General features: G+C 63.2%; 10 protein-coding genes. 1 reads left to right on the top strand and 9 read right to left on the bottom strand.

Annotated features, from left to right (window positions below; all coding sequences use genetic code 11):
- Positions 1-141 precede the first annotated feature (141 nt).
- From NKJ01_RS15715 to NKJ01_RS15700, 4 genes are all read right to left on the bottom strand, one after another.
- Positions 142-1,248, bottom strand: a complete 1,107-nt coding sequence (locus NKJ01_RS15715) for a mandelate racemase/muconate lactonizing enzyme family protein (protein WP_352729179.1) — start codon at positions 1,246-1,248, stop codon at positions 142-144.
- A 355-nt stretch (positions 1,249-1,603) separates the two neighbouring features.
- The gene (locus tag NKJ01_RS15710; protein WP_352729177.1) at positions 1,604-2,755 is read right to left on the bottom strand and encodes an efflux RND transporter periplasmic adaptor subunit; all 1,152 of its coding nucleotides are present in this window, start codon (positions 2,753-2,755) and stop codon (positions 1,604-1,606) included.
- A 15-nt stretch (positions 2,756-2,770) separates the two neighbouring features.
- Positions 2,771-5,947 (bottom strand): efflux RND transporter permease subunit, encoded by a 3,177-nt coding sequence (locus tag NKJ01_RS15705; protein ID WP_352600445.1) that lies wholly within the window; start codon positions 5,945-5,947, stop codon positions 2,771-2,773.
- Positions 5,941-6,195 (bottom strand): hypothetical protein, encoded by a 255-nt coding sequence (locus tag NKJ01_RS15700; RefSeq protein ID WP_023759032.1) that lies wholly within the window; start codon positions 6,193-6,195, stop codon positions 5,941-5,943. The genes NKJ01_RS15705 and NKJ01_RS15700 overlap by 7 nt, the downstream gene beginning before the upstream one ends.
- Positions 6,196-6,440: 245 nt before the next feature.
- Between NKJ01_RS15700 and NKJ01_RS15695 the strand changes: the two genes are divergently transcribed.
- A complete protein-coding gene (locus NKJ01_RS15695; RefSeq protein ID WP_352729175.1) occupies positions 6,441-7,031 on the top strand; it encodes a TetR/AcrR family transcriptional regulator in 591 nt (196 codons plus the stop codon).
- Between the two features lie 325 nt (positions 7,032-7,356).
- Here NKJ01_RS15695 and NKJ01_RS15690 read toward each other — a convergent pair whose 3' ends face one another.
- From NKJ01_RS15690 to NKJ01_RS15670, 5 genes are all read right to left on the bottom strand, one after another.
- Entirely contained in the window at positions 7,357-8,379 is a 1,023-nt protein-coding gene (locus NKJ01_RS15690; protein ID WP_352729173.1) for a LacI family DNA-binding transcriptional regulator, read from the bottom strand.
- A gap of 139 nt (positions 8,380-8,518) precedes the next feature.
- Positions 8,519-9,310, bottom strand: coding sequence for an ATP-binding cassette domain-containing protein (locus NKJ01_RS15685; RefSeq protein ID WP_023759036.1), 792 nt, complete (start codon positions 9,308-9,310; stop codon positions 8,519-8,521).
- A gap of 3 nt (positions 9,311-9,313) precedes the next feature.
- Complete coding sequence (locus tag NKJ01_RS15680) at positions 9,314-10,300, bottom strand: ABC transporter permease (protein ID WP_352729171.1); 987 nt, start codon at positions 10,298-10,300, stop codon at positions 9,314-9,316.
- Positions 10,301-10,420: 120 nt separating this feature from the next.
- A complete protein-coding gene (locus NKJ01_RS15675; protein ID WP_023759038.1) occupies positions 10,421-11,356 on the bottom strand; it encodes a substrate-binding domain-containing protein in 936 nt (311 codons plus the stop codon).
- Positions 11,357-11,705: 349 nt separating this feature from the next.
- The gene (locus tag NKJ01_RS15670; RefSeq protein ID WP_352729169.1) at positions 11,706-12,857 is read right to left on the bottom strand and encodes a fumarylacetoacetate hydrolase family protein; all 1,152 of its coding nucleotides are present in this window, start codon (positions 12,855-12,857) and stop codon (positions 11,706-11,708) included.
- Positions 12,858-12,867: the final 10 nt, after the last annotated feature.

Genomic DNA, 12,867 nt, shown 5'->3' with positions numbered 1-12,867 from the left:
AAGGTACGCGCTGCGCTATGTTCCGATCAAGCGCCCATCCTCGACCTCGACAGCGGTCGGCGAAAACCCGTCGAGTTCGCCGAGCGCCCAGGCATAAGGCGCAAATTGATCGGCGCGGCTTTGATGCCGCGGATTTTCATCTCAGCGCCCGACCTCGAAGAAAGCTTTCCCGAGGAGATCGGGAACGACGTCGATGCCAAGGCCCGGTCCGTCCGGAATGCCCATGCGGCTGCCGGTGACCGGCGGCATGTTCGACGCCGTGCGCACCGTCACCCATTCATGGAAAGCGATGGCGTGCAGCCGGCGCTCTTCAGGCGTCGACAGCGACAGATGCGCCATCGCAGCGGTGTCGATCTCGGCGCCGCCAGTATCCTCGACGGTGATCATGAAGCCGAGGTCGACGGCAAGATCGCGGATCTGCCGCGTCTTGCTCACGCCGCCGAGCCGCGAAATCTTCAGCGTCAGCCCGTCGGCAGCACCCTTGCGGTGGATGTCGAGCATGTCGTCCAGCGAGGCGACGGACTCGTCGAGCACCATTGGCTTGTCGAGCGAGCGGCGCACCGACATGCATTCGTCGATCGTCGTGCAGGGCTGCTCGAATGTATAGTCGATGGCCCGTGTGGCGTCGGCAAACTGGCGCGCCTGGTAGGGCGTCCAGCCGGCATTGGCGTCGCAGAAGATAACCGTGCCTTTCGGCACCGAGGCGGCGACCGCTGTGACGCGCTCGATGTCGTCGTGGACATTGCCGCCGACCTTGACCTGCAGCCGGTGGAAGCCGTCCTTGACGATGCGCTTGGCCAGCGTGGCCATGGCCTCGACCCTGCCATGCGTGACGACCTTGTAGAGTTCAGCCGTCTCGCTCTCCTGGCCGCCGAGCAGCGTCACCAGCGGCACGTCGGCGGCGCGCGCCGCGAGATCCCAGCACGCCATGTCCAGCGCCGACTTGATGTAGGGATGACCCTTGAACACCGTGTCCATCAGCCGCCCGACGCTGGCAAGCCCGCGTGGATCGTGGCCGATCAGATGCGGGGCGATCTCCACCACGCCGGCGCGGACGCCGGCCGCGAAGGCAGGCGAATAGAAATTGCCGAGCGGCGCCATTTCGCCCCAGCCGGTGAGGCCGCTGTCGGAGGTAATGGACACGATCACAGCGTCGAAGGCATCGGCAACGCGCCCCTTCGACATGCGGTAGGGCCCGTCCACGAAAGGTTGCACGACGTGGTAGGCTTTGATGGTTTGGACCTGCACGTGTCTTTTCCGTTGGCTGCGATGGTGGGGACGAGTCAAACGCCTTTCAACGGGCACTGTTCGAGGCCGCGCGGTAAGAGAGACAGCAACCCAATCAGGTTGTCGACAATCGAACAAGAGCCATTATGAATTCTTCGAAGGCGCCGGCCTGGCGATCATCTCGGCGAGACTGGGCCTCGCCGTTGGTCACCGCGTCATGGCCCGCGCCGATCCCGAGACTGGCCGGCCGATCGCGATGTCACCGGTGTCGGTGCGTCTCGGCCATTCCTGACTGGGGGGACTGCTCACGAAAGCGGCGCCCGCGCCCTTGGTGTAGGGCGGGGCGCCGCGCTGAAGCCGGTCCTGACGGGGGAGTTCAGGTGGCCGGCTTTTCCGGCGTTGGAGATACAGGCATTCCGGGTCCGATCTTCTGCAGATTGCCCGTGATGACCTGATCGCCCTCGGCGACGCCGCTTAAGATGGCGACCTGATCGCCGCTCGTCGGGCCGAGCGAAACCAGCCGCTGGTCGACCGTGTTGCCCTTGCCGACGACATAGAGATATTTGCCGAGCTGGCTCGAGCCCAGCGCCGTCTGCGGCACCATGAGCGCATCGGCCTGTTGCCTCACATGCAGCCGGACACGAACATATTGGCCCGGCAACAGGGTGAACTTGCCGTTGCCGATCGTCGCCCGCGCGGTGATGGTGCCGGTCGAACGGTCGACCGAATTGTCGATGAAGGTCAGTTCGCCCTTCTGGCTCGCCTCGGTCTGGCCGGGAAGCAGGACCTCGACCTCGATCGGGCCGCTGGCGCGGGCCTGCTCGATCTCGGCCAGATCTGTCTCGCTCGGATTGAAGGTGACGTAGATCGGATCGAGCTGCACCAGCGTGTTGAGCACCGTGCCGGCGACGCTGACCAGCGTTCCGACCGAGGCCTGGTTGCGGCCGAGGCGTCCACCAAACGGCGCACGGATTTCGGAATAGCTCAGATTGAGCTCTGCCGTGCGGACCGCCGCCTGGTTGAGCGCGAGCGACGCCTGTGCCTCGCGCAAGGTGCTGGTGCGCTGGTCGAAGCCGTCCTTGGCGAGGTAACCGCTCTTGGCAAGCTCGGTGCCGCGGCCAAGATTGGAGCGGGCGTAGTCGAGCGTTGCCACGTCGCGCTGCACCTGCGCCTTCGCCTGGTCAAGAGCGGCCTGGAAGTCGTCAGGCGAGATCTTGTAGAGAAGATCGCCTTGCCGGACGTCGACGCCGTCAGCAGCGTTCTGTTCCTGCAGATAGCCTGGAATCCTGGCTTGCAAGGTGATGCTGCGGATCGGTTCCGTCCGCGCGGCGTAGTCGAGGTAGATCGGGATCGTCTTCCTGACGACGCTGACCACCGGCACCGGCATGACGAACGCCGCCGGGGCGGGTGCGGCGCCGGCCGTGCCGGCATTGAGGCTGAGATTGCCCATGTCCAGCAGGTGGACGCTGGCCACCGAGATCGCACCCAGCGCGACAGCCGTTCCCAAAGCGATTTTCCATTTACGCATGATCAGTCTCCAATCTTATTCGGCCGCTTCCGCCAGGGGCGGGAAGGCGTGCTCAGTCGTTGGCTCATTGTCTTGAGTAGCGGGCTCGTCATTGCCGCGGCGTTCGCGCAGCTGTTCGATGACCGCGTAGAAGACCGGCACGAACACCAGCGACAGGATGGTCGCGGCGACCATGCCGCCGAAGACGGTGGTGCCGATCGACTGACGGCTTGCTGCACCGGCGCCGGTCGCAAACATCAGCGGCAGCACGCCGAGGATGAAGGCGAAGGCCGTCATCAGGATCGGCCGCAGCCTGAGCCGGGCGGCTTCCATCGCCGCCTCGACAATGCTCAAGCCTTCCTCGCGCCGTCGCCGGGCGAACTCGACGATCAGGATCGCGTTCTTCGCCGCCAGGCCGATCAGCATAACGAAGCCGATCTGCGAGTAGACGTCGATCTGCATGCCGCGCATCCACAGCACCACGAACGCGCCGAACAGAGCGAGCGGCACCGCCAGCAACACCATGAATGGCATCGCCCAGCTCTCGTACTGCGCCGCCAGGATCAGGAAGACGAAGACGATGGCGAGGCCGAAGACGACGGACGCGATCGATCCTGCCTTGAGCTCCTGGAAGGTGATGCCGGTCCATTCGAAACCGAAATCCCTGGGCAGCGCGGTGGCGGCGGCCCGTTCCATCGCGGCGACCGCCTGGCCCGAGGAGAAGCCCGGTGCAGCGCCGCCATTGATCGAGGCCGAGGCGTTGTTGTTGTAGTGCGGCACGGTTTCCGGGCCGACGAACGGCACGAGCTTGCCCAGTGTGCTGAGCGGCACCATGCCGCCGGAGGCATTGCGCACATAGAGCCGCGAAATGTCGGCAGCGCCCGCACGTGCATCCTTGTCAGCCTGGATGGTCACCCGGAAGGTGCGGCCGAACAGGTTGAAATCGTTGACGTAGAGCGAGCCGAGATAAATCTGCAGCGTGCTGAACACATCCGGCAGGTTAAGGCCGAGCAGTTTCGCCTTGCTGCGGTCGAGGTCGTAGTTGAACTGCGGCGTCGAGGTCGAGAACGGCGAGAACAGCTGCTGCGGATTGATCTCCGGCTGCTTGCGCGCCTCGGCGATCACAGCTTGCGTCGCGTCGTTGAGAGCTGCGCTGCCGCGACCAGTGAGGTCTTCGACGACGAATTCGAAGCCGCCTGTCGTACCGATACCCGGGATCGACGGTGGATCGAAGCTCAGCGCAAACGCTTCCGGGATCTGCATCAGCTTGCCGCGCACGTCGGCGACGAGCTTGGAGGCGCTCTGATCGGGACCGCGTTCCTCCCATGGCTTCAGGATGGCGAACTCGACCGCCGAGTTCGATTGAGCCGCACTGGTCAGGAAGTTCAGGCCGCTGATCGAGCCGACGATTTCGACGCCGGGCGTTGCCTGCAGGATGTCGCGCGCCTTCTTGGCCACCGCGTCGGTGCGTTCCAGCGAAGCGCCGTCGGGCAACTGGATGACGACGAAGAAATAGCCCTGGTCCTCGACCGGAAGGAAGGTCGAGGGCAGGCGCTGCCAGACGAAGTAGGTGGCGACCAGTCCGGCCGCGAACAGGCCGAGCATGATCCAGCGCAGGCGGATGAGAATGCGCACGCCGTGCGCATAGGCATGCGACAGCCTGTCGAAGCCTGTGTTGAACCAGCGGAACGGGGCGAACTGCGTCTCGCCGCGATGCCGCAGGAAGGCGGCACTGAGCGCGGGGCTCAGCGTCAGCGAGTTGAAGGCGGAGATACCGACGGAAATCGCCACCGTCAGCGCGAACTGATTGTAAAGCCTGCCGGAGACGCCCGGAATGAAGGCAACAGGGACGAACACGGCCATCAGCACCGCCGTCGTGGCGATGATAGGACCGGTGACTTCGGCCATCGCGGCCTTGGTGGCCGCCAGCGGTTTGAGCCCGGCCTCCAGCTGTCGTTCGACATTCTCGACCACGACGATGGCATCGTCGACGACGAGGCCGATCGCCAGCACCATGCCGAGCAGGGAGAGCATGTTGAGCGAGAAGCCGAGCATCTCCATGACGACCAGCGTCGCCACCAGCGAAACCGGTATGGCGATGGTCGGGATGATCGTCGTGCGCCAGCTTTGCAGGAAGATGAACACCACGGCGACGACCAGCACCAGCGCTTCGCCGAGCGTGATCAGCACGTCATGCATCGATGCCGAGACGAAGCGGGTCGTGTCGTAGTGCATCGCATAGGAGACGCCCTTCGGGAAACGGCCGGACAGCTCCTGCATCTTGTCCTTGACGCGCTGCTGCAGATCGAGCGCGTTGGAACCCGGCATCTGGTAGACGGCGAGCACGACGGTCGGATCCTTGCCGAAGAAGGCGGACGACGAATATTGCAGCGCTCCGAGTTCGATGCGGGCGACGTCGCGCAGCCGAACCAGCGAGCCGGTGCCGGTATTGGCGCGCACGACGATGTCCCCAAATTCCTTGGGATCGCTCAGGCGACCGACGGCATTGACCTGCATCTCGAAAGCGGTGCCAGCCGGGGCCGGGGACTGGCCGATCTTGCCGGCCGCCACCTGGACATTCTGTTCGGCGATGGCGTTTTGCACGTCGACCGCGGTGATGCCGAGATTGGCAAGCTTGTCGGGATCGAGCCAGACGCGCATCGAATAGCGGCGCTCGCCGAAGATCTGCACGTCGCCGACGCCCGGCAACCGCTTCAGCGGATCGACCACCTGCAGATAGGCAAGGTTGCTCAGCGCCACCGGATCGACGGAACTGTCCGGCGATGTCAGGTTGACGATGAGGACGAAGTTCGGGTTCTGCTTCTTGATCGTCACGCCGCCCTGGTTGACGATCGCCGGCAGCGATGAGGCTGCCTGCGAGACGCGGTTCTGGACGTCGACCGCGGCTGTGCTCAGCGAATAGCCGACATCGAAGGTGATGGTGATGGTCGAGGAGCCGTCATTGGAGCTCGTCGACGACATGTAGGTCATGCCTTGCACGCCGTTGATCTGCTGCTCGAGCGGCGTCGTTACCGTGTCTGCCACCACTTGCGCGCTGGCGCCCGGATAATGGGCGCTGACCACGACCTGCGGCGGTGTGATGTCGGGGAACTGGGAGACGGGCAGCAGGAAATAACAAATCGTCCCGGCGAGCACCATGATGATGGCGATCGCCGAGGCGAAGATCGGACGATGGATGAAAAAGTTTACCACGACACACACGCCTCCCCGGCCGCCGTTGCCCTGCCGAAGGCACTGGCAACCCTGGACAACCGTTGAGCGCGCCCGACACCGAACTCATCCTGCGAACGGAATAACGGCACCTCGCGCTGCTGCGCATCGGCGAGTGAGCGCAGCATGTTTTCGAAGGCGCGCGGATCGACGCCATCGGCTTTCATGACCAGCCGGATCATCGGATCCCGGACGGCTTCCTCTATGGTAAGATCGCGGCGCTGTGGCATTGGCCGGCTCCTTGTCTGTCGGTTCGCAGCCCATGCTCGCGAACCGTTTTTCATCTCTTCACCGGCCGAGGCCGCATGATTGGCAGTTTTTCATCCGCCTTCGCCTGGCAGGGCCAGTTCACGGCCTTGTTATTGACGACGGACGATAGAGGTGTTACCAGTAAGTAACATTCTGGAAGTTACAGACCGGTAACACCCTAGTCAAGAGGTGGCCGAGGGTTTTTTGGAAACGAAAGGAGATCATGATGACAGACGGCGTCGTGGAGCGCTCTCGTCCCCGGGAGCGAATCCTGGAGACGGCACGCGACATGTTCCACAAACATGGCATCAAGGGCGTCGGCGTCGACGCCATCACCGAAGCTGCCGGCACGAACAAGATGACGCTCTATCGTCACTTCGAATCCAAGGACGAACTGATCGTCGAATGCCTGCGCGCCAATGCGGCCAAGGCCGGCGCTATGTGGGATGTATTTGAAGCCGAATTTCCTGGTGACAAGCTTGCCCAGCTGCATGCCTGGGTTCGCAAGGCGGCTGCCATGCTCAATGCTGACGGTCGTGGCTGCGACATGGCCAATGCCGCCGCTGAACTGACCGAGCCGGACCATCCGGCCAGGCTGGTGATCAAGGAGCTCAAGGAAGCCCAGCGTGAGCGCCTTGTAACGCTATGCAGGGATGCGGGTATCGGTCAGGCCGAACTGCTCGCCGATACGCTGTCGCTGCTGTTCGAGGGCGCGCGTGTCAGCGTGCAGACCGTGGGAAACGAAGGTCCTAGCATGCAGTTCGTGCGCATGGCCGAAGGGTTGATCGTTTCCTTCCGGGGCACCGCCGCCGGTTGATTTCCACCGCGACTGTTGGCGTCTTGCCCGTCGTGTGACCGAGGCGATCACCGCCGGCCCAACGCAGGCTGCACCGGAAATTTCCAAGGACCGAACAAAAAAAGCCCGCTGCCGGGAGGAGGTGGCAGCGGGCTCGATTTCGAATGTGGTGCGGGAGGAGGTGCACCCCATTCAGCGTCGGCATCGCATCTGGGAGGAGTAGATGGCCGACAACCAGAAACTACGATTTGCCCAATGATTCGGCAATAATGAATCCTGCATAGCTGCTGTGCAGATTTGCCGTGTCAATTGTCGTACAAATCCGGGTTGTGCCTTGTCGCCCACCTCACTGCACCGGAATGTTTTCCCTGAAGATCAACCGCGGTTCGATGAACTTCCTGGTAAGGTAGGGCGCCGAGGAGGCAATTGAGCCGAGCAGGCGAATGACCGACTGTTCCGCGATCAGCCTGGCATTTTGGTCGATGACGACATCGAGCAGATCGTCGACCAGATGGCCGCGTGTGTCCTTGGTGAGGTCGTGGCAGATGAACACCGGTTTGCGGTTCGGCCTCGCTTCCCGGATCGCCCTTGCAACGCCCGAATGTCCGGCTCCGACGCAATAGATGCCCAGCAGTTCCGGTTCGTTGCGCAGTGCCTTCATGGTTTCGGCATAGCTAATCTCAGGCTCGTCGTTGATCTCGACTGCGCTGCTCACCGTCAGGTTGGGAAACTCTTCATTGACCACTGAGCGAAAACCCATCTCGCGTTCCTCGTGGCCGCGATAGGAGCGGGAGCCGACGACCATCGCCAGATGGCCGGTGCGGCCGCCAAGGAAGCGTCCCATCAACAGCGCCGCCGTTCGTCCCGCCACCCGGTTGTCGATGCCGACATAGGCCGAGCGCGGTGCCGCCGGAACGTCGGACACCAGCGTCACCAGGCGCATGCCGGCGTCGACGATGTCGCGCAGGATGTTGCGCGTACGCGGATGGTCGACGGCGATCACACCGACGCCATTGGCCTTGAGCGAGAGATTTTCGACGGCACTCTGCAGCGCGTTTGGCGAGATGCCGGCGAGGTTGTGGATCCGGCACGAGGCGACGAGCGGCAGGCGCGCGGCGTAATCCTCGATATGCCCGGCAAGATCGCGCATAAAGGCATTGCTGCCGATCGGCAGCAGGAATTCGAGGTGCGCGGGCCGCGAAGGCAGCGTCACCTGATCGGCGACCGGCAGATAGCCGAGCTGCTTGGCCGCCTCCATGACGCGCTGCCGGTTGGCGGCACTCGCACCCGGTCGGTTGTTGAGCACCCTGTCGACCGTTGCGGTCGACAGCCCGCAGTTGCGGGCGATATCCGAGACGGTGGCTTTCATGCCGCAACCCACGGCCCGCGATTGCGGGCGATATCCGAGACGGTGGATTTTCATGCCGCAACCTATGCGCCGATGCGAGGCCGCGCCAGATGAACGATGCGACCTGAGGTGACGGATGATTGCCGTCCATCACAGATAGTCAGTGCGATGGCTTGCCATCGGCAATGGCATCACGGATTTCCTTGTCCGACATGCCGGTGATGATCCGCTCGACTTCCAACACGCTGGTCTTCTTAGGGTCGATGTCGTCGGCGACCACCTTGCCCCGGCGCATGACGACAATGCGGTCGACCACCTGGAAGACATGGTGGATGTTGTGCGCGATGAAGATGCAGGAATGACCGGAATCGCGGGCGTTGCGAACGAAGCTGAGCACGCCCTGTGTTTCGGCGACGCCGAGATTGTTGGTCGGCTCGTCGAGGATGATCAAGTCGCTGTCGAAATGCATGGCGCGCGCGATCGCCACCGCCTGGCGCTCGCCGCCCGACAGCGAGCCGATCGGCGTCGTCGGCGGTATGTTCTTGGAGATGCCGACCTGTTTGAGCAGATCGCGGGCGACCGTGTTCATCGCGTCCTGGTCCATCCGGTTGAGGAAGCGCGGTGGCTTTAGCGGCTCGCGCCCGAGGAACAGATTGCGGGCGATCGACAATTGCGTGACCAGTGCCGAGTCCTGGTAGATCGTTTCGATGCCCTGGGCGATGGCGTCGCTGGTGCTGCGCAGGCTCACCTTCTGGCCGCGGATGAAGATATCGCCGCTGGTCAATGGAACGGCACCCGAAAGCACCTTGATCAGCGTCGACTTGCCGGCGCCATTGTCGCCGAGCAGGCCGACGATCTCCCGTTCGTTGACATGGAAATTGGCATCCTCCAATGCCTGGACGCGGCCATAGGACTTGCGGATGTTCTGCATGCGGATCAGTGGCTCGGCCATGGTTCAAGTCCCTGCCTGATGCCGGCGTTCCAGCCATGAATGGAGCGCCATCATGCCAAGGATGATCGCGCCGATGAAGATGTTGTAGGCAAGGCCTGGCACGCCGATCAGCACGATGCCGTTGCGCATCACGCGCAGGATCAGGATGCCGAGCACGGTGCCGATGATGGTGCCGCGCCCGCCGGTGAGTGCTGTACCGCCGATCACCACCATGGCTATGACTTCCAGCTCGTAGCCGGTGCCGCTGTTGGGGTTGGCAGCCGAGGTGCGCAACGAGGAGATGACGCCGGCAAGCGAGGCCATGACCGACGACAGCACGAACAGGCCGATCTTGACGCCGCTGACATTGACGCCGCGGGCGCGCGCCGCATTGGGATTGCCGCCGGCCGCCTGGATCCAATTGCCGGTCCGGCTCTGCGTCAGCACATAGCCGAGCGCGATGGCCGCGGCGATGAACCAGAAGAGCGACATGTAGATGCGGAACGGCCCGATGAAGAAATCGCCGACCAGCGCCTCTGCCAGCCAGCTGCCTTCCGCGCTCCAGGTGCGCTGCGGAAAGCCATCGGTGACGAAAAGGGCGGTACCGCGTACCACCAAAAGCATGCCGAGTGTCACCAGGAAGGACGGGATCTTGAGCTGCGTGACGAACCAGCCGTTGACCAGCCCGATGAAGCCGGCAACCAGCAGTGCGGCGACAAAGCCGACCTCCAGCGATGTCAGGCCGCTGTTGAACAGCGTCCACATCAGCACCGGCGAGAAACCGAACAGCGAACCGACCGAGAGGTCGAATTCGCCCGAGGTCATCAACAGCGTCATCGCCAGCGCGATCAGGCCGAGCTCGACCGTGAAGGCAAGCGTGTTGGAGATGTTCTGCGGCGACAGGAAGTCGTGGTTGATGCCCCAGAAAACGGCGATCTCGACGACGAGCAGCACGAGGGGGCCGAATTCTGGCCGTGCGACGAAGTGTTGGATGAACGAACGATTTTCCACGAGCAACCCGCGATATGGGTGGAAAGGCTGAGCCCTGCATATCCGTGCGTGAACGGCTCGGCGAAAATAGGAAGCCAGTCGCGACCACCGAGGCGATCGCGACTGTTTGGGCACGGGATATTACTTGCCGGACAGGATGTTGTCGTAGACCTGCGCGGTGTCCTTCTCGTAGAGCGCGCCGGTGATGACGTTGAAGCCCGGAGGAATGCCGCTCGCGGCCATATTGGCGAGCGAGAGTGCGACATAGCTGGTCGCCTGCGGATCCTGCCACTGGCCGGCATTGACGTAGCCGTTCAGCACTTCCTGGGTGGTGTCGAGCGAGTTGCCCCAGCCGACGACCGGGATTTCGCCCGGCTTGATGCCGACCTGGTCGAACACCCGCTTGATCGAGCCGGTGACGAGATCGCCGAGGCCGATGATCGCCTTGACCTTGGCTTTGTTGGCTGTGAGGTAGTCGACCATGCGGTTGATCACTTCAGCCTGGTCGAGCGTGGCTTCGGTGATTTCATAGGTGATGCCGAGCGGCCCGAAGACGCTCTTGATGCCTTCTTCTTCCTGGACGCCATAGGTGGCGCCGGGGACCTCGACAGGCATCCAGACGAAGTCGCCCTTCTTCACCAGCCCCTTGTCGACCAGGTATTGTGCCCAGTGCTTGCCGAAGGTGACATTGTCGCCGCCGACATACGCGTTGAAGTCCGCTTTCGGGTCCGGCGTGTTGAAATTGATGATCGGCACTTTCGCCGCACGCGCTTCCTTGACGATCTCTACCAGGCTGCCCGGATCGGGGCTCGTGGTGACGATGCCATCGGCCTTGGCGGAGAGGGCGGCGCGAACCGCTTCCTGCTGCGAGGCGACATCGCCATTGTGGAACGAGGTGTTGACGGTGTTGCCGGTGTCCTTGGCCCATTGCTTGGCGCCGGCCAGGAAGTAGGTCCAGACCGGATCGGCCGGGCCGCCATGCGAAATCCAGTAGAATGTCTTGGCCTGTGCCGCTGCCGGAACAATCGTCAGCGCCACCAATAGGCCGTATAGGACGAGTCTTAGCCGTGTCAGCATTTGATTCCTCCCGTTTGTCGATGGTCAGTTCTCAATCCGTCCCTTGTTCCGGCGACCGCCGGATTGCGTCTTTGCCAGCGCCGTCAGAGCATTCCCTTTTTCGGCGATTGGCAAGCCTCCGTCTGCAGATGTAGTTGGCGCCTGACGGGGCGCCATCAGCGCTCCCATCAGATCGCATCAGTTGATGTGATTTTTCAGACTGTCGGATAACTGGCGTCGAACTGAGCCGAACGGGTCGTCCTGTTTGCCCGACCTGCGATAGCGCAACCAGCACTGACGAGGATGACGCCGGCGGCCACTCCTCGGACCAGCGTCAACAACCGAACCCACGGCTGCGTGTCGAAAGGTGCTAGATCAGATCGGCCTTCGCCAGTTCCCGCATCAAACGGCTGGCGCCGTAGGTCCAGTGCGGGCAATCGGGCGATAGCCGCACCCTGTTGACCAGCGCGCCGAATTTTTCCGACGAGATGGTGACGATGTCGCCGACCTTGTGGGTAAAACCCTTGCCCTTCTCGCCGCGATCCTTCGACGGCACGAACATGGTGCCGAGATAGAGCGCCAGCCCGTCCGGATACTGGTGGTGCGGACCCATGGCGGCGGCAATCAGCTCTTCCGGCGAGCGGCTGATCTCGGCCATCGAGCTCGCGCCCTCCAGCGAAAACCCATCCTCGCCCTCGACCTTGAGGCGCACGACCGCGCGCTTGACGTCATCGATCGAGAAGGTGTCGTCGAACAGGCGGATGAAGGGACCGAGTGCGGCCGAGGCATTGTTGTCCTTGGCCTTGCCGAGCAGCAGCGCCGAACGCCCCTCGACGTCACGCAGATTGACGTCGTTGCCGATGGTGGCACCGACGATCCTGCCGCTGCTGGCGGCGATCATGGCGATCTCGGGCTCCGGATTGTTCCAGGTCGACACCGGGTGCAGGCCGACATCGGCGCCGAAGCCGACCGAAGCCATCGGCTGGCATTTGGTGAAGATCTCGGCATCGGGGCCGATGCCGACCTCCAGATATTGCGACCAGGCGCCACGCGCGATGAGCTTGGCCTTGATCTCCATCGCTTCGGGCGAACCGGGCTTTAGTTTCGACAGATCGTGGCCGATCAGTCCGGCAATGTCGGCGCGGATGGCGTCCGCCTTTTCCGCCGAGCCGCGCGCCTGTTCCTCGATCACCCGTTCCAGCAGGCTGACGACAAAGGTGACGCCCGAGGCCTTTACTGCCTGCAGGTCGACTGGGGAGAGCAAATACGGCTTTGCCGGATCGCGCCTGGTTTCAAAACTGTTGGCGGCGATGTCATCGAGCGATCCGATCGGTTTGCCCTTGGCCGAGCGGACGTGCCCTGCCGGGTCGTCCAACTCGCAAAGGTCGCGCATGGTTGGCGCCGCACGCGACGTGATGTCGAAGACCGTGCCGTCGCGCACCGTGACCACCAGCGGATGCGAGGCGCTGCTGACGCGGCCGACAAAAAGCCCCTCGGTGGGCAGGTGCGTCTGGTTCGTCATGGTATTCGGT

Source organism: Mesorhizobium sp. M0276 (assembly GCF_040321755.1).
Lineage (GTDB): Bacteria > Pseudomonadota > Alphaproteobacteria > Rhizobiales > Rhizobiaceae > Mesorhizobium.
Note: the sequence above shows the minus strand (reverse complement) of the source record. Positions and strands in the feature narration are given on the sequence as shown.